Source organism: Cobetia sp. PDI-23MA, from assembly GCF_059507735.1.
In genome coordinates, this window is sequence record NZ_CM183352.1 from 3,365,956 (window position 1) to 3,386,329 (window position 20,374).

General features: G+C 63.4%; 14 protein-coding genes. 3 read left to right on the forward strand and 11 right to left on the reverse strand.

Translation table 11 applies throughout. From position 1 onward, the window contains the following. Positions 1-81 precede the first annotated feature (81 nt). On the reverse strand, positions 82-339 hold the full coding sequence (locus AC5WNJ_RS14330; RefSeq protein ID WP_043333789.1) for a DUF4212 domain-containing protein: 258 nt from the start codon (positions 337-339) through the stop codon (positions 82-84). 554 nt (positions 340-893) lie between these two features. Between AC5WNJ_RS14330 and AC5WNJ_RS14335 the strand changes: the two genes are divergently transcribed. Then, complete coding sequence (locus tag AC5WNJ_RS14335; RefSeq protein WP_176677925.1) at positions 894-4,892, forward strand: hybrid sensor histidine kinase/response regulator; 3,999 nt, start codon at positions 894-896, stop codon at positions 4,890-4,892. Between the two features lie 133 nt (positions 4,893-5,025). Here AC5WNJ_RS14335 and AC5WNJ_RS14340 read toward each other — a convergent pair whose 3' ends face one another. The 4 genes from AC5WNJ_RS14340 to AC5WNJ_RS14355 form a co-directional block, all read right to left on the reverse strand. Further along, positions 5,026-5,688: a response regulator gene (locus AC5WNJ_RS14340; RefSeq protein WP_176677926.1), complete on the reverse strand. Its 663-nt coding sequence runs from the start codon at positions 5,686-5,688 to the stop codon at positions 5,026-5,028. A 228-nt stretch (positions 5,689-5,916) separates the two neighbouring features. After that, complete coding sequence (locus tag AC5WNJ_RS14345) at positions 5,917-6,930, reverse strand: DMT family transporter (protein WP_495930026.1); 1,014 nt, start codon at positions 6,928-6,930, stop codon at positions 5,917-5,919. Between the two features lie 187 nt (positions 6,931-7,117). Beyond that, entirely contained in the window at positions 7,118-9,064 is a 1,947-nt protein-coding gene (acs, locus tag AC5WNJ_RS14350; RefSeq protein WP_495930027.1) for an acetate--CoA ligase, read from the reverse strand. Between the two features lie 275 nt (positions 9,065-9,339). Then, a complete protein-coding gene (locus AC5WNJ_RS14355) occupies positions 9,340-9,996 on the reverse strand; it encodes a SprT family zinc-dependent metalloprotease (protein WP_495930028.1) in 657 nt (218 codons plus the stop codon). A gap of 180 nt (positions 9,997-10,176) precedes the next feature. Between AC5WNJ_RS14355 and AC5WNJ_RS14360 the strand changes: the two genes are divergently transcribed. Beyond that, entirely contained in the window at positions 10,177-10,905 is a 729-nt protein-coding gene (locus tag AC5WNJ_RS14360; protein ID WP_495930029.1) for a YecA/YgfB family protein, read from the forward strand. 102 nt (positions 10,906-11,007) lie between these two features. On the opposite strand, the gene AC5WNJ_RS14365 is transcribed toward AC5WNJ_RS14360, so the two are convergent. Continuing rightward, the gene (locus AC5WNJ_RS14365; protein ID WP_495930030.1) at positions 11,008-12,129 is read right to left on the reverse strand and encodes a phospholipase D-like domain-containing protein; all 1,122 of its coding nucleotides are present in this window, start codon (positions 12,127-12,129) and stop codon (positions 11,008-11,010) included. Between the two features lie 303 nt (positions 12,130-12,432). Here AC5WNJ_RS14365 and plsB point away from each other — a divergent pair, with 303 nt between their 5' ends. Next, positions 12,433-15,057, forward strand: coding sequence for a glycerol-3-phosphate 1-O-acyltransferase PlsB (gene plsB / locus AC5WNJ_RS14370; protein ID WP_495930031.1), 2,625 nt, complete (start codon positions 12,433-12,435; stop codon positions 15,055-15,057). A 109-nt stretch (positions 15,058-15,166) separates the two neighbouring features. On the opposite strand, the gene AC5WNJ_RS14375 is transcribed toward plsB, so the two are convergent. The 5 genes from AC5WNJ_RS14375 to AC5WNJ_RS14395 form a co-directional block, all read right to left on the reverse strand. Beyond that, positions 15,167-15,865 carry a class I SAM-dependent methyltransferase gene (locus AC5WNJ_RS14375; RefSeq protein WP_404326991.1) on the reverse strand — a complete coding sequence of 233 codons (699 nt, stop codon included), beginning with the start codon at positions 15,863-15,865 and terminating at the stop codon, positions 15,167-15,169. A 301-nt stretch (positions 15,866-16,166) separates the two neighbouring features. Beyond that, a complete protein-coding gene (locus tag AC5WNJ_RS14380) occupies positions 16,167-16,985 on the reverse strand; it encodes an undecaprenyl-diphosphate phosphatase (protein WP_495930032.1) in 819 nt (272 codons plus the stop codon). Positions 16,986-17,191: 206 nt separating this feature from the next. After that, positions 17,192-17,887: a tRNA (adenosine(37)-N6)-threonylcarbamoyltransferase complex dimerization subunit type 1 TsaB gene (gene tsaB, locus AC5WNJ_RS14385; RefSeq protein ID WP_176677933.1), complete on the reverse strand. Its 696-nt coding sequence runs from the start codon at positions 17,885-17,887 to the stop codon at positions 17,192-17,194. A 289-nt stretch (positions 17,888-18,176) separates the two neighbouring features. Further along, entirely contained in the window at positions 18,177-18,833 is a 657-nt protein-coding gene (gene adk, locus AC5WNJ_RS14390; RefSeq protein ID WP_131432716.1) for an adenylate kinase, read from the reverse strand. Between the two features lie 554 nt (positions 18,834-19,387). After that, a complete protein-coding gene (locus tag AC5WNJ_RS14395) occupies positions 19,388-20,149 on the reverse strand; it encodes a TerC family protein (RefSeq protein WP_176677934.1) in 762 nt (253 codons plus the stop codon). Positions 20,150-20,374 lie beyond the last annotated feature (225 nt).

A 20,374-nucleotide genomic window follows, 5' to 3' on the forward strand; every position in this document is an offset into this window, starting at 1 on the left:
CCTTGGCGATGTCGATCATATTGTTCTTATTCACACTACGATGCGTCACGACGAGCGGCCTGTGCCCGGCGTGTCACTGACTCATTGCTCGTGAACATCGAAACGCTCATCGAGCTTGTTCATCGAACGGGCATACAGAATGATCAGCGCGAGGAAGAAGTAGATCGCTCCCTGTTGCGCAAACCAGAAGCCCAGTTTGAAACCGAAGAACTGGATGTTGTTCAGCACGTCCACCAGCAATATCCCGCATCCATAGGACACCACGAACCAGACCACGAGATAGCCCATGATCAGTTTGATATTGGCGGACCAATACGCCTTGGCATTCGCTTCCTTCATGATGGTGTTCTCGCATTGTTATTGTGATTGGCGAAGTGGAGTGGTTGGTGATCCAGAGATCGATGACCATCCATCAGCGGATGATCCTTTCTCGGCGGTTGATGGGTATTTCCTGCGCTTTTCAAGCCATGACAGGAAACTTGGCGACTCGAATCTGACAGTAGACAAGGCCCTGCAACGTTGCAGGCTGACTTTAGTCGAGAATGTCAGCCACCCCTGATGGAGCAAGGTTGAGAACGATGCAATTCATTTAAAATCAACAAGTTGATTGATATCCTAAAGATGCAATCCCTTGGTCTATTGGCCAAATGGGCGAAGGATGATCGACGAAATCTTCCGCGCGTTGCGCGCATGACATTGGCCGATACCGAAAAAACAGGCCCGTTGTGCAGACGCCATTAACGGCTTCTTGGCGCCGATCACCGAGGCCTCTGCGTATCAATGGATGACGGAGCGTCTTCCTCACGATTCTCACGACATCGAGTCTGTCATGCACAGTGCTTGGGACTCGTGGCGGGGCTGCGTAGAATGGCGCTTCCAGAGAGGAGAGCGACATGTTCCAGGGGTGGTGGCTGATCGCAGTGGCACTCGCATATATCGCGGTGCTGTTCACGATTGCATGGCGGGGTGATCGCAACGCCAAGAAACACGGGTCGCCGAATCGGCGCCCAGCGGTCTACAGTCTGGGGCTTGCGGTCTACTGCACCAGCTGGACCTTCTACGGCAGCGTCGGACAGGCCGCGACCAGCGGCTGGAGTTATCTGAGCATCTTCATCGGGCCGATTCTGGCCTGTCTGCTGTTCTGGCCGATTCTGCTCAAGATGATTCGGGTCGCCAAGCGCCAGAACATCACCTCGATCGCCGACTTCATCGCCTCGCGCTACGGCAAGACACAGTCGCTGGCGGTGTTCGCCTCGCTGGTGGCCCTGGTCGGCACCCTGCCCTACATCGCCTTGCAGCTGAAGGCCGTCTCGAGTGCCTATCAGGTACTCACCGACACCAGCGACGTCACGCGAACCGCCTGGCTGGGCGATACCGCCTTCTATGTCGCGGCGATCATGGCGCTGTTCGCCATCCTGTTCGGCACCCGCCACACCGACGCCACCGAGCACCATGTCGGCCTGTTGCAGGCGATCGCCTTCGAATCGCTGGTCAAGCTGGTCGCCTTCCTGACCTTGGGCGTCTATGTCACCTGGGGCATGTTCAATGGCCTGGGCGATCTGTTCACCAAGGCCGACACCTATCTGGAGCTGCAACAGCAGCTGGAGACTCAGACCTTCGGCACCGGCTTCTGGGCCCAGACGCTGCTGGCGATGCTGGCGATCTTCTGCCTGCCGCGTCAGTTCCACGTCGCGGTGGTCGAGAACACCCACCACGATGACGCCCGCCGTGCGCGCTGGATGTTCCCGATCTACCTGGTCGCCATCTCCTTCTTCGTGCTGCCGATCGCCGCCGCCGGCCTGACCATGTTCCCCGATGGTTCGGTGTCACCGGACAGCTTCGTGCTGGCGCTGCCGATGGCAGCCGACCAGACCTGGCTGACCCTGCTGACCTTCATCGGCGGCTTCTCCGCCGCCACCGGCATGGTGATCGTCGCCGCCGTCGCGGTCTCGATCATGATCTCCAACGAGATCGTGATTCCGCTGTTGTTCCGCCTGCGCTGGTTCGATACCGAGGCACGCGACTACAGCCATATCGTGTTGCTGGCGCGCCGCCTGACCATCGTGATGATCCTGGCGCTGGCCTACGGCTTCTATCTGCTGATCGCCGAATACAGCACCCTCTCGGCCATCGGCCTGCTGTCGTTCGCCGCCGTCGCCCAGTTCGCGCCCTCGCTGATGGGCGGCCTCTACTGGAAGCGTGGCAACCGTCTTGGTGTCATCGTCGGCCTGAATGTCGGCTTCGCGGTCTGGGCCTGGACCCTGCTCATCCCGGCACTGGCACAGGCGGGGCTAATGCCGGCCGAGATCGTCAATCAAGGCCCGTTGGGCATCGACTGGCTGTCGCCGCATGGCCTGTTCGGCTTCCGCTTCAACGACCCGTTGACCCACGGCGTGATGCTGTCACTCGGCCTGAACCTGTTCTGCTACATCTTCGTCTCGCAGATGACGCCGCAGCGCGTGGTCGAGCGCATCCAGGCCTCACTGTTCGTCGACAGCGTCGAGACCCGTCAGACCAGCGTCTCGCGCCCCTGGACCGGCTCCACCTCCGTCTCGGACCTGCGCGTCCTGTGTGAGCGCTTCCTGAGCCACGAGCAGGTCGAGCGCGCCTTCGAGGACTACGCGCGCCGCAGTGGCCAGCCGCTGGAGCTGCATGCACGCGCCTCCATCGACCTGATCCAGTTCACCGAACGCTTCCTGGCCTCGGTGCTCGGGGCCTCCTCGGCACGCATCGTCGTCAACTCGGCGCTGCAGGGTCGCGGCATCGGCATCTCGGATGTCATCTCCATCGTCGATGAAGCCTCGCAGGTGCTCGAATTCAACCGCGCCCTGCTGCAGGCAACCATCGAGAACATCCACCAGGGCATCAGCGTGGTCGACCAGCACATGCGCCTGGTAGTGTGGAATCAGCGCTACCTGGACATGTTCCGCTTCCCTGACAACCTGATCCGGGTCGGCGCGCCCATCGATCGCATCTTCCGCTACAACGCCCACAACGGCGAATACGGACCGGGCGACCCCGAAGAGCACGTCGACCAGCTACTGGATGCCATCCGCAACGGCGAGCCGCACCGCTACGTGCGCTATCGCCAGGATGACAGCGTGATGGAGATCCAGGGCAATCCGATGCCCGGTGGCGGCTTCGTCTACACCTATCAGGACATCACCCAGCAGAAGCGCACCGAAGAGGCGCTGATCCGCTCGGAAAACAACATCCGCATCTACACTGACAACGTGCCGGCGCTGATCGCCTACTTCGACAAGGAGTGCCGCTACCTCTTCACCAACCGTGCCTATGAAGCGGTGATGGGCATCGACCGTACAGCCGTGATCGGCGAGCCCGCCGAAGAGGCGATGCCGGAAGACATCTATCGCCAGCGTGCACCGTGGATGACGCGCGCGCTGTCCGGTGAGCGCGTCTCCTTCGAGATCTCGCTGGAAGCCTCGGAAGGCGGCGTGCGTTACATGCTGGTCACCTATACGCCGCACTTCAGTACCAAGGGCAACATCCTCGGCTTCTTCGCGCTCTATCAGGACATCACCGAGCGACGTCTGGCGGAGATCGCCCTCAAGGAGACCAACGAGAACCTGGAAGAGCGCGTGCGCGTGCGTACCCAGGAGCTGTCACAGGTCAACGAGGCCCTGCGCACCGAGAACCGCGTGCGCGCTGAGGCCGAGCAGGCACTGCGTCAGGCCAAGCAGCTGGCCGAGGATGCCAATGCCTCCAAGACACGCTTTCTGGCCGCGGCCAGCCACGACCTGCTGCAGCCACTGAATGCGGCGCGTCTGTTCACCTCCGCCCTCGCCCAGCAGGTCGAAGGCGAGATGAAGACCACCACCAATCACATCGACAACTCATTGCAGGCCGCCGAGGAGCTGCTCAGCACCCTGCTCGACATTTCCAAGCTGGACGCAGGCGCCCTGGCACCGCGGCGCAGCGTGTTCCGCCTCTCCGACATCCTCAAGCCGCTCAAGGCCGAGTTCGAGGTGATGGCGGAAGACCGCGGACTTGACCTGAAGGTGGTGATGACCCAGCTGGCGGTGGATTCCGATGGCCAGATGCTCAGACGCATCGTGCAGAACTTCCTCTCCAACGCGGTGCGCTATACCCGTCAGGGCCATGTGCTGCTGGGCTGCCGCCGTCTGGGCGATCGCATTCGCATCGAGGTCTGGGACACCGGCCCCGGCATTCCCGAGTCGAAGCTGACCGAGATCTTCCAGGAATTCCGGCGTCTCGATCAGACCGAGCGTCACAAGGAGAGCGAGAAGGGCCTCGGCCTGGGGCTGTCGATCGCCGAACGCATGAGCCGGGTGCTCGACCACCCGATCACGGTGCGCAGCTGGGTCGGCATCGGCACCGTCTTCGCCGTCAGCGTGCCGATCAGCAAGGAGCTGCCGGCAGCCGAGCTGCCGGATGCCGTGCCGGCTCGCAAGCGCGCCGGCAACAAGCTGACCGGTACTCGCGTCCTGTGCATCGACAACGAGAGCCTGATTCTCGAAGGCATGAAGGCGATGCTGTCCGGCTGGGGCTGCGAGGTGTTCACGGCGACCTCGATCGGCGGCGCCAAGTCGGTGATCCGCAACCTGGATGGTGATCCGGATGCCATCCTCGCCGACTACCACCTCGACAACGAGGTGACTGGCCTGATGGCACTGGATGCGCTGGATGAGCGTCTGGCGGGCTCGGTACCGGGCATCGTGATCACCGCCGACCGCACCGATGAAGTCGCCGAGGAAGTGCGCCGTGCGGGCTATCACCTGCTGCTCAAGCCGGTGCGACCCGCCGCGCTGCGTGCGCTGCTGACGCGCACCCTGCAGGCCAATCGCGCCGAGAAGCACACCAGTGGCGCGAGTGATGCCTCCGACGCCGCGACGGATGACCCAGCCCCCTGATCAGTCGGGCTGGCCTGTCGATCTTTAGACTTGGTAGAAGCAAAAAGCCCGCCCTGTCAGCGACAGGGCGGGCTTTTTGTGGCGTGAAGATGCGACTCTCGAGGAGAGCCTCAGCTCAAGCGCTGACGCGGGATCAGGAGCGGACTTTCGGCGGCTCGACTTCCAGACGCTGGGCCGCGATGACAGCCTGGGTGCGCGAATGCACGCCCAGCTTGCGCAGAATGGCGGTCACGTGAGCCTTGATGGTGGCCTCGGACACATTCAGCTCATAGGCGATCTGCTTGTTGAGCAGACCTTCCGTCAGCATGTTGAGCACGCGGAACTGCTGCGGCGTCAGTGACGCGATCGCCTCGGCGAAGCGCGATTCATCCTCGGAAGACTCGCCCATGGCCTCGGCGATATCTGCCGGCAGCCAGACCTCGCCTTCGAGGATCTCGCCGATGGCTTCGGCGATGACGTCGAGACTGGCGGACTTGGGAATGAAGCCGGAGGCCCCATAATCGATGGCGCGGCGCACCACGTAGGGCTCCTCGCTACCGGACACGACCGCCACCGGGATGTCCGGTGTCTGGCCACGCAACTGGATCAGACCGGAGAAGCCGTGGGCTCCCGGCATGTGCAGGTCCAACAGGATCAGGTCGGCATCGGGATGGCGGGCAACGACTTCGTTGGTCGCTTCCATGCTGTCAGCCTCGACGATCTCTGCCTGAGAGGCGACTTGTCTAAGCGCCTGGGTCAGTGCGGCACGAAAGAGCGGGTGATCGTCTGCAACGATGAACTTCTGGGCAAAGGCCATTGAGTCTCCTCCAAAACCCCGATGGTGATCATCACCGACCTTCCTGGCCGGTCAACAATCGCCGTTATTTTCTGGCATGTTACCCCATAAAACGCGCGTTTAACAAAGCAGCCCACCATCGGAAGATGTACTGATGTTTCGCTCGGGGAACACGAGTATCGCACGGATTGATGCCCGGCGAGCGAACAATCCGTGCGCTGATTCTGACAGCATCCTGGGGATGGTGAGTCAGACAACCCTACCCGCAACGCGACTGGCATGCCAGCCGATCAATGCGACACAGGCAATCAGCACGAAGCCGATCAGACTGGCGATATCCGGCACCTCGCCCCAGATGGCCCAGCCCGCCAGTGCCGAAAACACGATGGTCAGATAGGAATAGATCGATACTTCCCCCGCCGGTGCGAGACGATAAGCCGTGGTCATCAGAATCTGACCGCCGGCCGCAAAGACGCCGATGCCCAGCAAGGCCAGCACCTGAGGGCCGCTCGGCATCACCGGATTCATCAACATCGGCACCAATGTCACCACACTGGAGACCAGCGAGAAATGCAGCACGATGGTCGCCGAGGCCTCGCGCCCTCTCATCGCACGGATGAGCGTATAGGCCGCCCCCGCCAGCATTGCCGAACCCAGCCCGACCATGGCGGGCAACAATGCCTCCACCCCGCCCTCGGCAAATGCCAGTTGCGGCTTGATGACCAGCGCTGCGCCAGAGAAGGCGACCAGCATGCCGGCCAGCCGCCAGCCACCAAGGCGCTCGGCCAGGAAGAGGCCGGCGAACAGGCTGACGAAGAACGGCGATAGCTTATTCAGGATAGTCGCATCTGCCAGCAGAAGATGATCGATGGCGTAGAAGAAGCTCATCACGCCGCCGAGTCCGATCAGTGACCGCGCCATCAGCATCGGCTGGTGATGCCAATGGCCCAGCAGGCGCGCGCCCGCCATGCGCACCATCACCACCGCCACGCCGAGACTGACCAGGTTGCGCACGAAGACCTTCTCGAACAGCGGCAGGTCGCCGCTCAGCTTGACCATCGCCCCCATCAGCGCGAACGAGATCGCCGACAGGCACATCAGGACGACGGCGCGAGGACGATTCTCACCCTCATTGGACGACGCGGCGGCGGGAGAACTGGCGGGAGAACTGGCTGGCTGAGAGGCGGGGCAGGATGCATCCGACTTGCCTGCTGACATGGGGGCGGCCTTGATCATGAATTGATTGGGTAAATGAGCTTCCATGTCATTATCAAGCCAGCGCCTCCTCGATGGCCAACCTTTCACGTCTCGCACAGCGCAAAAGCGTGGGCCAGGAATACGAACAGACAGATGCCCACAGATAGACACAAAAAAAGCGCGGGAGCCTGGCTCCCGCGCTTTGCTGTCACTGCGTGTCGTTTCAGGCCGCGACGACCGTCACTCGCCGCGTTCAGCGGTTGGCGCGCTGCTCGATCAGGTCATCCACCACTGACGGGTCTGCCAGTGTCGAGGTATCGCCGAGGCCGTCGGTCTCGTTGGCGGCGATCTTCCTGAGGATACGGCGCATGATCTTGCCGGAACGCGTCTTGGGCAGCCCCGGCGCCCACTGGATGACGTCCGGCGAGGCGATCGGGCCGATGTCCTTGCGTACCCACTGGGTCAGCGTCCTCTTGAGTTCATCACTGGCTTCGATGCCGTCGTTGAGCGTCACGTAGATGTAGATACCCTGGCCCTTGATGTCATGGGGATAGCCGACCACGGCGGCCTCGGCGACCGCCTCATGCGCGACCAGCGAGGACTCGATCTCGGCGGTGCCCATGCGGTGGCCAGAGACGTTGAGCACATCATCGACGCGCCCGGTGATCCAGTAGTAGCCATCCTCGTCACGACGACAGCCATCACCGGTAAAGTACATGCCCGCATAGGTGGAGAAGTAGGTCTGCACGTAGCGTTCGTGATTGCCCCAGATCGAACGTGCCTGCCCCGGCCAGCTGTCGAGAATCACCAGATTGCCTTCGGTCGCGCCCTCGAGGATGTTGCCCTCGTTGTCGACCAGCGCCGGCTGCACACCGAAGAACGGCAGCGTGGCGGAGCCCGGCTTGAGGTCGGTCGCGCCCGGCAGCGGCGCGATCATGATGCCACCGGTCTCGGTCTGCCACCAGGTGTCCACCAGCGGGCAATTGCCATTGCCGATCACGCGGTGGAACCACTCCCAGGCCTCGGGGTTGATCGGCTCGCCCACCGAGCCGAGCAGCCGCAGGCTCGTGCGCGAGCTTGAGTCCATCACGCTGTCACCGTGTGCCATCAGCGCACGCACGGCAGTCGGGGCGGTATAGAGAATGTTGACCTGGTGCTTGTCGACGATCTCGCCGATGCGCCCGTGGGTCGGATAGCTGGGCACACCCTCGAACATCAGCGTGGTCGCGCCATTGGCCAGCGGTCCGTAGACGATGTAGCTGTGGCCTGTCACCCAGCCGACATCCGCCGTGCACCAGTAGATATCACCGTCGTGGTAATCGAACACGTAGCGATGGGTCATCGCGGCATAGAGTAGATAACCGCCCGTGGTGTGCTTCAGGCCCTTGGGTGTGCCGGTGGAACCGGAAGTGTAGAGGATGAACAGCGGGTCTTCGGCGCCCATCGCCTCGGCCGGACAGTCACTGGACTGACGGTCCACCAGCTCATGGAACCAGGCATCGCGTCTGCCCCAGTCCACCTCACCGCCGGTACGCCGCACCACCAGCACGTGGTCGACACAGTCGGTGCCATCACGCTCCAGCGCCTCGTCGACGTTTTCCTTGAGCGGCACGCGCTTGCCACCCCGCAGTGACTCATCGGCGGTGATCACGATGCGCGAGCTGGAATCGACGATACGCCCCGCCAGCGCGTCCGGCGAGAAGCCACCGAATACCACCGAGTGCACGGCACCAATACGTGTACAGGCCAGCATCGCCATCGCGGCTTCGGGAATCATCGGCATGTATAGCGTGACCACATCGCCCCGCTTGACGCCCAACTCCTTGAGGCCATTGGCAAACTGGCTGACACGCGCGTGCAGCTCGCGATAGGTGATCGACTGGGACTCGTTCGGGTCATCCCCTTCCCAGATGATGGCAACCTGATCGCCACGCTCGGCGAGGTGGCGATCGAGGCAGTTGTGCGCCACGTTGAGCTTGCCATCCTCGAACCAGCGCACATCGACGTCACCGGGACCGAAGTTGGTATTGCGGATCACCGAGGGCGCATCGAACCAGTCCAGTGACTGGGCCTGCTCGGCCCAGAATGTCTCCGGTGCCTCGACGGACTGCTGATACATGGCCTGATAGCGCTCGCGGTCTGCCCAGGCGTGGGCGGCGGCATCGGGAGTGACCGGATGGACCTTGGCATGTTCGCTCATGTGGCGTGACCTCTGACGGATTGGCTGGCGACTCGCTGTCCCACGCGGCATGCGTGAAGCGCAGGCGAGCCGAGGCAAGTCCATTTCAGCTTAAACCCAAGCATGGGGGGGCCACACACTAGACCTTGGTAGATAAATTTTTACTAATTATTTCAACTGTTTATCAACAAATTACACCAAGGTCACAGCGACGTTCGGAGGACAGAAACCGCCTGAAAGACACCCTCTGGCGCGACTCGCACTTTGCAATGACGCGCCAGCGAGCGAAATGCGCCTCAACGCGTAGTCGACGCATTGCACGCCGGGTCATTCAAGGGCCCGTTCAATTCCTGGCCACAGCGCCGACAGCGATAGCGGTGGCCGCGCTGGGCATTGGCATGGCGTCGCGAGCTGAAATAGTGCGCGGTATCGCAGCCACAGCCATAGGCCCAGGGCGTCGGACTGGCAGTCGAGACATCCATGCGATGCGTCACCTCCGGCGGGATGCCGTAGAGGTTGGTCATCACCTGCTGCCACTCGGGGCCATGGGGTTTGACACGCGTCTTGCCGGCGCGCTCAACCACCTCCATCACCACCCAGTGCGCGACCTCGTGGGGGACGGTCTGGCTGAGGAAGTGATGGCGGTTCTCGCTGAGCAGTTGCCAATTGAAGCGCAGCCGCTGGCGCGCCGAATCCGCCGTGCCCGCCGTGCGCCCCTTGAGGCGGCAGGAGACTGACGGCATGCGCAGCTCTGGGAACAGGGCGCGCGCGCGTGCCAGACATGCCAGCACCTGCGCCTCCAGCGTCGCGTGCAGGGCAGGCGCCGTCAGCGCCTCGAGCGCGGCGGCATCGGCCAGCGGCAGCGGCGTGGCGGGGGCCTCCCCCAGGCAGGCCAGAGCATGATCGGGCGCAAAGCGGTGACGACTGACGACACGATGAGTGGATGATGACATGACACGAAGACCAGACAGCAGAGCGAAGGAACGGATGAGCTGATGACGAGCGAGCGTACCACTCCTCGGGGCGTGAAATGATACACTAGCGCCATTCACGCCTGCCCGGTTCCTCTTGGTTCACCCAGGTAGCCAGGCGGCACTGTTCGACTTCTCCCCTATCGCACGCGAGACTCCCCCATGGCCGAGCCTGTCCAGACCCAGCCGCTGCTGGATGATGAATCCCTCGACATCCTCGACGAATTCCTCGAGTCCGACATCGTCGGCCCGGAAGCTCTCGATATCATCAGTGCGCATGGCTTCATGCTGGCACTGGCCATCGCGCCGCGCGAAGTGCCCTCCAGCCTGTGGCTGCCGGAACTCTTCCAGGGGCAGCCAAGCTACGAAAGCCCGCAGCAGGAAGCGGAAGTCGTCTCCCTGTTCGAGCAGATGCGCGCCAACGCCATCGATGCCCTCGAGCACGGCGTGCTGCCGGAACTGCTGTTCGAGCTGGAGCTGGGCGGTGCCGACCCGGTCGAGACGCCGATCGGCGACTGGTGTGCCGGCTTCATGGAAGGCGTGTTCATGGACGAGGAGGCCTGGTTCGGTGCCCAGGAAGAGACTGCCGCCGAACTGCTGCTGCCGTTCATGGCCATCTCGGGCGTCTTCGACGATGAAGACCCGGAGATCGGTGAATTGATCGCCGATCCGATCGGTGCCCAGCGCTTCGTCAACCAGCTGCCGGAGCTGCTGCTGGATCTCTACCTGCTCTATCGTGTCCCGCCGGAAAGCCCCAAGCCGTCGCCGCGTCGCAAGGGGTCCGCCGCACCGGGTGCGGCCGGCATTCCGCGCAGCAAGCACGCCGGCAACAAGGGCAGTGGCAAGGGTGGCAACAAGAGCGGCGGCAAGGGCGGCGGCAAGAAGCGCTGAGCTCGCCATGGCGCTCTGTACGCCATGCAGCCTTGAAAACGACAACGCCGGGCGACCTCATGGGTCATCCGGCGTTGTCGTTTCCCAAGCCGCGTGCGCCTCTCAGCGTAGCCGCGTCACCAGGCTATCCAGGGTGCCATAACCCCACTCGCGACAGCGCTGCATCAGCGGCCGACGCTGCCAGGCGGCCTGGGTGATCTCGACGCTGTGGGCGAAATGATGCTCGAACAGCGTGGCGACGTCGGCGGCGAAGCGATGGTCCTGCACCTCCTGATTGGCCTCCAGATTCCACTGCAGGCTCCAATGATCGAAGTTGCACGATCCCAGCGTCACCCAGTCATCCGCCAGCGAGAACTTGGCGTGCAGAAAGCGGGGCTGGAATTCATGGATACGCACGCCCGCCTTGAGCAGCCCGGCATAGAAGCGCTGCCCCGCCGAGCGCACGCCCGGGTGATCATGATGCTGACCGGCGATCAGCAAACGGACATCGACACCCCGGCGCGCCGCGCGCTTGAGACGCCGCCGCATGCTGAAGGTCGGCACGAAGTATGGCGTGCAGACCCACAGCCGCTTGCGTGAGCTGCTGGCCTGATGCTGCAGAGAATGACGGATGGCCTGATAGCGGAAACCATGCCCCCAGACTACCCGCCCACGCATACCCAGATAGCCCTCGACCCGGCACGCCCGCACATTGATGCTGCGCACCGCCAGCCGGCTGCCATGGCCACGACTGGCCGCGGAGTCCCACACGCGTGCGAACAGGCGCACCCAGTCACTGATGCACGGCCCCTCGATGCGTATCGCGACTTCCGACCAGGCCTCGGCGAAGACATCCACCGCCCCGAAGCCGCCAGTGAAGCCCACCTCCCCGTCGACCACCAGCAGCTTGCGATGGTCACGCGTCAGGTTGCGCCCCAGCCGCCACCAGGCAAGCGGGTTGTAGACCCGCAGCTGGATATCGGCCTCGATCATGCGCTGGCGGTCAGCCTCCTCGAGGCCCAGCGAGCCAAAGCCATCCAGCAGCACCAGCACCGTCACGCCGCGGCGGCGCGCGCCACACAGCGCATCGATCAGTACGCGACTGAGGTGGCCGCTCTCGGCCAGATACAGCTCCAACAGGATGGAATGGCGTGCGGTTTCCACCGCCTCCAGCATGCTGGGCAGAAACCGCGCACCTTCCGGCAGCAAGGTGAATCGATTGCCTGATCGCCACATTCCCAGCATGCCTTGCCTCCCGTCATTTCCCTGCACGGCACGATACCGATGGCGATGCCCATGACGGTGCACCACCAGATGCTGCCACTGTGCGCTTCGTCACTACGCACTCAGTCACCAAGTACCCTGCCACGGCGTCTGCAGGCAGAATGCGTATAATGTTCAATATCATGCTCGCGCTGAGCGCTACCAGCCAGACCATGAAAACGTTGCCATCAACCCTGATTCATCGACCCGATGCTTTATTCGTGAACGCCGACAGATTGTCGTTTCCGGTAGTCCGTCCTTGTCCACACCTGCGAGAGCCTCACCATGTCGCCAGTCACCTTAGTCCTGCGCCCGTTGCGCAATATCAGTCGCCGTCTGCTGGACAAGTGGGTGGAACTGCGCGCGGTGGAGCCCGACATCAATGCGTTGGACCACAGCGCCTTGAACCTCGACCCGGCGCTGCCAGTGGTCTACGTCTTCCCGTACCAGGCGCTGTCCGACGAGCTGGTGGTCGAGCAGCTGTGCGAGGCACGTGGCCTGCCCTCACCGACCCTGTCCCTGAGCATAGGAGACCTGCGCCTGAGACACTCCCGTCTTCGTCTGCTGCGCCGCTCGCGCAGCGACAGGCGCCTGCTGTCCCGTCGGCTCGAGAAGTTGATCGCCGCACTCGAGGACGCCCCGGCCGACGTCGAGGTCCAGCTGGTACCGGTCAGCGTGTTCTGGGGACGTGCACCGGGCAAGGAGTTCGGCTTCTGGAAGCTCATTTCCGCCGACAGCTGGCGCGTGACGGGCGTGCTGCGCCGCGCCATCGCGATCCTGGCGCATGGTCGCTCGGTGGATGTGCATTTCGGCCAGCCGCTCAGACTCAATGAGGCGCTCAGGGAGGGGCCGCAGGACTCGGCACTGGCGCACCGTCGCATCTCGCGCCTGTTGCGCGTGCACTTCCGCCGCGTGCGTACCCGACTGCTGGGGCCGGACCTCTCCCATCGCCACACCATGATCCGCAACCTGCAGAAGGCGCCCGCAGTGCAGGACGTGATCAGCGAGCTGGCCCGCGAGCAGGATCAGCCACCGGCACGCCTTGAGAAGCGTGCCCTGCAATATGGCCGCGAGATCGCCTCCAACATGGGATATCCGGTACAGCGCTTTCTGGCGCATGCCTTGAAGCGGCTGTGGCACAAGCTGTATGACGGCGTCGAGACAAGCGGCATGTCCAGGGTCAAGGCGATCGCCGGCGACTGCGAGCTGATCTACGTGCCCTGTCATCGCAGTCATATCGACTACCTGTTGCTGTCCTACGTGCTGTTCCACGAGGGCCTGATGACGCCCCACGTCGCTGCAGGCAAGAACCTCGACATGCCGATCATCGGCCCGATCCTGCGCCGTGGCGGCGCCTTCTTCCTGCGCAGAAGCTTCCGCGGCAATCGCCTGTACGCCACCGTCTTCGACGAGTACGTGCACCAGCTGATCACCCGCGGCCACCCGCTGGAGTACTTCATCGAGGGGGGCCGTTCACGCACCGGCCGCATGCTGCCCCCGCGCCCGGGCATGCTGGCGATGACCCTGCGCTCCTTCCTGCGTGATACGCGCCGCGAAGTGGCCTTCGTGCCGGTCTACATCGGCTACGAGAAGGTCTTCGAGAGCCTGAGCTATCAGCGCGAACTGTCGGGAGCCAGCAAGAAGAAGGAGTCACCGCTGGACCTCATCCGCGTGCTCGGCCAGCTCAAGCAGCCCTTCGGCAAGGTTTACCTGAACATCGGCGAGCCGCTCAAGCTGGGCGAATGGCTGGATGAGACCGCGCCGGACTGGAAGGCCAGCCGCCATCAGCGCCGCCCACAATGGCTGACCCGGGCGGTGCCGCAACTCGGGCATGAAATCGCCACGCGCATCAATGCCGCCGCCGCGCTCAATCCGGTCTCGCTGACGGCGCTGGTGCTGCTGTCCACCGCCCACCACGCCATCGAGGCCAGCCTGCTGCAACGCCAGCTGGCGATGCTGGTGCGTATCGCCGACAAGCTGCCGGGCCGTCATGACCACAGCCTGCCCGAGGGCACGCCGGATGAGTGGGTCGCTCACTGCGCGCATCTTGGGCTGGTCACCCTGCGTCCACAGAGTCTTGGCGAGCTGGTGATCGCCACTCCGGAGCAGGCCAGTCTGCTGACCTGGTATCGCAACAACGTGCTGCACCTGCTGGCGCTGCCCGCGCTGATCGCCTTCGCCTTCCGCAATACGGCCCAGTACACCCTCGAGGCACTGGAAGATCAGATCAGTCCCGCCTGGCCGTTGCTGATGCGCGAGCTGTTCGTCCCCGAGGCCCCTGAGCTGAAAGCGGATATCGCCGCCACGCTGGCGCTGATGAGCGAGGAAGGCCTGCTGGAGCATCAAGCGGCGACTGGCGACACTCCGGAGCGCTGGTCACGTCCGGTGGCCAGCCAAAAGCCTTCCGAGCAGCTACATCTGCTGGCTCAGCCGGTACAACCGACGCTGGAACGCGGCTATCTGTTGATCGCCGCCCTGTTGCAGCACGGCAGCGGCACGCTGGACCGCGAGTCCCTCGAGAGTCATTCCGGCGCCCTGGCCGAACGCCTGACCCTGCTGTCGGGCCTCAATGCACCGGAGTTCTTCGACAAGCGTCTGTTCAGCGGCCTGCTTGATACCCTGCTGGAACTGGATTTCATCTGGCTGGAGAGCGGCCAGCTATGCTTCGGCGAAGCGCTGGAAGACCTGCAGGTACATGGCCGCGATCTGTTCGACCCCGCCCTGCGCCACCGCCTGCAGCATGTACGCCTGCGCGACAGCGAGAACGAGGCCGAGAGCGAGCAAGAGAGCGACGCCCCGTCTGAAGGCATGGCCGAGGAGCAGACTCCAGCCCTCGACGACCATGAGGCCGCTGACGGAGCCGTGCCAGCAGGCCACAAGTCGTCCAACGCCTCTTCTCAGCGCGAATGAGATGATGGGCCGAGGCCCCTGGCGCAAAAGCCCCCGCCGCGATCAGATCGCGAGCGGGGGCTTTTGCGTTTGGCGGAGACTGTTACATCGCTGATGCTATCGTCAGGCGTCAGCGCAGCGCCTGCTTCACATAGACGTCGTAGCGGCTGGTCTTCTCCTCCACCACATGACTCGGCGCGAGCCCGCCGATCGGTTCGGCCTTGCGTGGCCGCTTGACCACCACTCGATGCGTCGCGACCTCCAGCGCCGCCTCGAGCAGCGCCGGGGCATCCGCATCATCACCGGCCAGGGCGCGGAAGACGCGCATCTCCTTCTTGACCAGGGCCGACTTGTCACGGTGCGGGTACATCGGGTCGAGATGCACCACCTGAGGCGGCTGATCCCACTGCGTCACCAGCTCCCCGAGCTCCCGCGTGGCATCACCGTGCAGCGCCTGCATGCGCAGCGCGATGTCGCGAATCTCGTCATCCGCACAGCCCTGTGCCCGGGTCAGCCCATCGACCAGAATCGCCGCCGTGGCCGCCACGCGCTCGATCATCAATACCGGTGCCCCGAGACTCGCCAGCACGAAGGCATCACGCCCGAGCCCTGCGGTGGCATCGACGATGCTCGGCAGTGCGCCTCGATTCAGACCACAGGCCCGTGCGATCAGCTGATTGCGCCCCCCGCCGAAACGACGGCGATGATCGGCACGACCGGCGACGAAATCGACGCACAGCGGCTTGCCGTATTCGCGCTCATCTCCGGCGATCACCAGCCGCGGCGCGCCCTGCTCGTCCAGCGCCACCTCAAGCTTGAGCGCCGGCATCTCGTCATCTTCCCGCAGCGCGATGCCGAAATGTGCCGCCAGCATGGCGAGTTCCGGGCGTGTCTGCAGCCGTGAACGGGCAATGGCGATCACGGGAGCGGCATCGTCGGCTGCATCATGGGCAGCGAGAGAGTCTTCGGGTGGCAGCATGGATGGGCTCTATGAGAAACGGTGAACGCAGGAAAAGGGAAACTCGCATGGCATGCGATCAGGCTGACAAACGCCGACGGCGCCGCAGGAGCGACGCCGTCAGAGGACAAGCTTACGTCATCGCGCGCATGGCTTACAGCAATGGCAGGGCTTACAGGAACGCCAGCATGCCGAACAGCATCATGCCCAGCAGCAGACGGTAGATGACGAAGGGCAGCATGCCGATGCTGTCGATGGCCTTGAGGAACAGCTTGATGCACACCAGCGCGGAGACGAAGGACAGCACCGCGCCGAGAGCGACATCGAACAGCTGCGCCTCACTGCCGGTCTCGATCAGCTCCAGACCCTTGAGCAGGCCGGCCGCGACGATCAGCGGAATCGACAGCAGGAAGGAGAAGCGCGCGGCGCTCTGACGCTCGAAGCCCAGCAGCAGCGCGGCGGTGATGGTGATGCCCGAACGCGAGGTACCGGGAATCAGGGCCAGTGCCTGGAACAGGCCGATGATCAGCGCCCCCTTGAGCGTCAGCGTCGCCAGGTCACGCGTGCGTGCGCCCTTGACGTCCGCCCACCACAGCAGCAGACCGAAGACGATGGTGGTGGTACCGATCACCGCGATCGAGCGCCCGGCCGTTTCCACCACATCGCCCAGCAGGCCGCCGAAGACCACGGCCGGCAGCGTCGCCAGCAGCACTGCCCAGCCCAGACGGCTGTCTTCGGTCTGGCGCGCCGCCAGCGTGCCGCTGCCACTGAACTGGCCAAACCAGCCAGCGAGAATATTGGCGACATCCTTGCGAAAGGCCATCACCACGGCCAACAAGGTACCGACGTGTACCGCGACATCAAACGCCAGCCCCTGGTCCGGCCAGCCGAACACCTGGGAGGGCAGAATCAGGTGGGCGGAGGAGGAAATCGGCAGAAATTCCGTCAGACCTTGAATGACGGCCAACGCCACCACATGCATGAGTTCCATGAAACATCCTTTTAAGAGAGACGGGCCTCAGTGGCCCACACGGACGACAGACATCGTCTGTGGCACTGCACGTGCCGTAGTGACATAACAACGCTTTGCGTCAAGCCGCGCCGCGAGTGTCGGGCGCAACATGATGATGCGCGAACCTTATGTCAGCCTTGGCTGAACCCAACGATGACGCAACGAGATGGCGATCCCTGGCGCCATCAGCGCCATGCCACCTCGTTGCGCAGATAGACCGGCTGGGCCTCGACCGCCGACACCGCTTCACCGCGCGCATACGCCTGGGCGGCCAGCATCACCATGGCCTCGGCATCCGGTTGCGGCTCGGGCAGTTGCAATGCCAGGCTGGCACGCACGCTCTGGGGCAGCTCGTCGTGCATCACCAGCCCCGAACCGACTGCAAGCCAGTCATGCTCACGCAGCGCCGCAGGCAGCTCCAGCAGGCCCGGCGCGCAGACCTGCTCGGGTAGCACCTGCTCGACCGCGATCTCGCCGTCAGCGCGCGTCACGACGCGATAGGCGCCGGTGTAGAGCTCGCCCATGCGTGCATCCAGCATCGGCAGCACGAAACGCGCGTGATGCAGGCGGTGGGCCTGCAGTGACAGGGCCGCCAGCGTCGAGACGCCGATCACCGGCACATCGAGACCGAAGGCGAGCCCCTGGATGGTGCCGGCGGCGATGCGCAATCCGGTGAACGAACCCGGTCCGTGGCCATAGGCCAGGGCATCGAGGTCATTGAGGGTCAGATCGGCGGCACTCAGCAGCGTCTCGATCATCGGCATCATGCGCTTGGTGTGCTGACGGGGAGCCTCACAGCGCTCGGCAGTAACAACGCCGTCTTGCCACAGGGCAACGGAACAGGCGGAAGAGGATGCATCGATGGCCAGAAGCGTGGTCATGGGCGGTTCGTCGTCAGAAAAATGTGACGCGATTCTACCCGTCCCCCGCGGGCAGCAAAAGACGCAGGCTGTCCACGGCTGGTGTCGGCCGCGGGCGTCACTCCTGCTGCAACCCCCGCTCCAACGCCGTCGAGCGGCCTGCCGCAACGCCTCATTCCTGATTCGCGCCAGTATGCGAAGAACAAAAAACGCCCGCAGACAATGTCTACGGGCGTTTCTCGTCAGGCGGCCGGCTTCACCAGCGCGATCCGAGCTGTTCCAGCTGAGCCACCTGAGGCGTGCCGGGCAATCAGTGCTCCAGCGCGCTGACCAGCTGGGCACGAATGTCGTCGACGGAGCCGACGCCTTCGATGCGGTGGTAGGCCGGTGCCTGGGCATCGCCAGTGGCAGACCAGCTGGAGTAGTACTCGACCAGCGGTTCCGTCTGCTCGTGATAGACGGACAGACGATTGCGCACGGTGGCTTCGCGGTCGTCTTCACGCTGGATCAGGGCTTCGCCGGTGACGTCGTCCTTACCTTCTTCGCGCGGCGGGTTGTACTCGATGTGGTAGACACGACCGGAGTCCGGGTGCACACGACGACCGGACAGACGCTTGACGATCTCTTCGTCAGCGACGGCGATCTCGACCACGTGGTCCAGCTTCACGCCCGCTTCCTTCATGGCGTCAGCCTGCGGAATGGTGCGCGGGAAGCCGTCGAACAGGAAGCCATTCTCGCAATCGGGCTGGCTGATGCGCTCCTTGACCAGGGCGATGATGATCTCGTCGGACACCAGTCCGCCGGTATTCATGATCTCCTTGACCTTGAGTCCCAGCTCGCTGCCGGCCTTGACCGCTGCGCGCAGCATATCTCCGGTAGAGATCTGCGGGATGTTGAAACGCTCGCAGATGAACTGGGCCTGGGTGCCCTTGCCGGCGCCGGGGGCGCCCAACAGGATCAAACGCATCGGTACTGCTCCTTGAGTGTGCAAATGAAAAGCATCAAACGGGTGTAAAGGGTCATCTGGCGCTGGTGCACCTTGCCCTCGGCGGCAGATAGCCATCCAAGGCGCTCTGGTCGTCGACATGATCGAGGTGAAGCGGCGAAACTCGCGGCGTCGAGACGCTCGACTACCTCATGAGGGCCGAACGCATCGAGCGTATCGATGACCAGGATGAATATGGGCAGCGGATCAATATATGCTGCGCGAAACGACGGCGCGCACGGATGATCTCATTATGTCATCGCCATGCAATGTAGAGCTGACGATACCGTTCACACGACGCCGGCACAAGCACACCAAAGGCGCGTATGCCGCCCTTTGGCACTGTCTTGGCGCGCAGGAGGGCCTGTCGCCCTCCTCGCCGGTTGCCGACCTGCCATACACGGCTGTCATGACACGAAAACGCCCCCTGCGGCACGCGGTCGCAGAGGGCGTCTTTCCACTCACGCCGGGCCACCTTGCTCGGTTGCCATGGCGTGATCAGGCTGAGTCATGTCAGTCGTTGGTGTGCCAATGTCTCACTCGGTCACGTCTTCCGCCTGGCTGCTGCGACGCAGACGCACGGCCTTGGCGCGCTTGCTGCGCAGACGGATGTTGAGCATTTCCACCGCCAGCGAGAAGGCCATCGCCACGTAGATGTAGCCCTTGGGCACGTGAACACCGAAGCCTTCGACCATCAGCATCATGCCGACCATGATCAGGAAGGACAGCGCCAGCATCTTGATGGTCGGGTGACGATCAACGAAATCGCCGATGGGCTTGGCAGCCACCATCATGATGCCCACCGAGATGACGATGGCGATGACCATCACCATCAGGTGATCGACCATGCCCACCGCCGTGATCACCGAATCCAGCGAGAAGACGATATCGATCAAGGCGATCTGGACCATGATCGCCATGAAGCTGGCGCTGCCCTTCTTCGCGCCCTCTTCGGCGGGGTCTTCGCCTTCCAGGTTGGCGTGGATCTCGTGGGTGCTCTTGCCGAGCAGGAACAGGCCCCCGAAGATCAGAATCAGATCACGTCCCGAGAAGCTGAAGTCGGCCACGCTGAACAGGGGCGCGGTCAGCGACATCAGCCACGACAGCGACATCAACAGCACGATGCGCATGCCCATCGCCAGGCCCAGGCCGATCATGCGCCCGCGCTGACGCTGGGACTCGGGCAACCGCGCGACCAGAATCGACAGGAAGATGATGTTGTCGATGCCCAGCACGATCTCAAGCGCGGTCAGGGTCGCCAGAGCCACCCATGCCGAAGGGTCCATCAACCATTCCATTGTCTTGCTCCTTGTGTGTTGCGAGAACCGGCCTTCCCGGGTCGTGCCAGCACGATGCGGCAGATCGCGGCAGGTTGGCGTGAAGCATCGCATGTTGTGCAGGGCAGCAACAGCGATCGCCGCCCTGCCACGCCAACGGACATGCACAAAAAACGGCCTCCCGAAGGAGGCCGTTATTTCAGCCAGACCTGTCAGCCAGGCCTGTCAGCGACGGATGCCGAAACC

Excerpts from the sequence above, each read along its gene's own strand:
- AC5WNJ_RS14340 (WP_176677926.1), bottom strand. The coding sequence starts at position 5,688 with ATGGCCTTTGCCCAGAAGTTCATCGTTGCAGACGATCACCCGCTCTTT.
- plsB (WP_495930031.1), top strand. The coding sequence starts at position 12,433 with ATGTCGCCAGTCACCTTAGTCCTGCGCCCGTTGCGCAATATCAGTCGC.
- AC5WNJ_RS14330 (WP_043333789.1), bottom strand. The coding sequence starts at position 339 with ATGAAGGAAGCGAATGCCAAGGCGTATTGGTCCGCCAATATCAAACTG.
- AC5WNJ_RS14375 (WP_404326991.1), bottom strand. The coding sequence starts at position 15,865 with ATGCCGGCGCTCAAGCTTGAGGTGGCGCTGGACGAGCAGGGCGCGCCG.
- AC5WNJ_RS14355 (WP_495930028.1), bottom strand. The coding sequence starts at position 9,996 with ATGTCATCATCCACTCATCGTGTCGTCAGTCGTCACCGCTTTGCGCCC.
- AC5WNJ_RS14360 (WP_495930029.1), top strand. The coding sequence starts at position 10,177 with ATGGCCGAGCCTGTCCAGACCCAGCCGCTGCTGGATGATGAATCCCTC.
- AC5WNJ_RS14395 (WP_176677934.1), bottom strand. The coding sequence starts at position 20,149 with ATGGAATGGTTGATGGACCCTTCGGCATGGGTGGCTCTGGCGACCCTG.
- acs (WP_495930027.1), bottom strand. The coding sequence starts at position 9,064 with ATGAGCGAACATGCCAAGGTCCATCCGGTCACTCCCGATGCCGCCGCC.
- AC5WNJ_RS14380 (WP_495930032.1), bottom strand. The coding sequence starts at position 16,985 with ATGGAACTCATGCATGTGGTGGCGTTGGCCGTCATTCAAGGTCTGACG.
- AC5WNJ_RS14335 (WP_176677925.1), top strand. The coding sequence starts at position 894 with ATGTTCCAGGGGTGGTGGCTGATCGCAGTGGCACTCGCATATATCGCG.
- AC5WNJ_RS14345 (WP_495930026.1), bottom strand. The coding sequence starts at position 6,930 with ATGGAAGCTCATTTACCCAATCAATTCATGATCAAGGCCGCCCCCATG.
- tsaB (WP_176677933.1), bottom strand. The coding sequence starts at position 17,887 with ATGACCACGCTTCTGGCCATCGATGCATCCTCTTCCGCCTGTTCCGTT.
- adk (WP_131432716.1), bottom strand. The coding sequence starts at position 18,833 with ATGCGTTTGATCCTGTTGGGCGCCCCCGGCGCCGGCAAGGGCACCCAG.
- AC5WNJ_RS14365 (WP_495930030.1), bottom strand. The coding sequence starts at position 12,129 with ATGCTGGGAATGTGGCGATCAGGCAATCGATTCACCTTGCTGCCGGAA.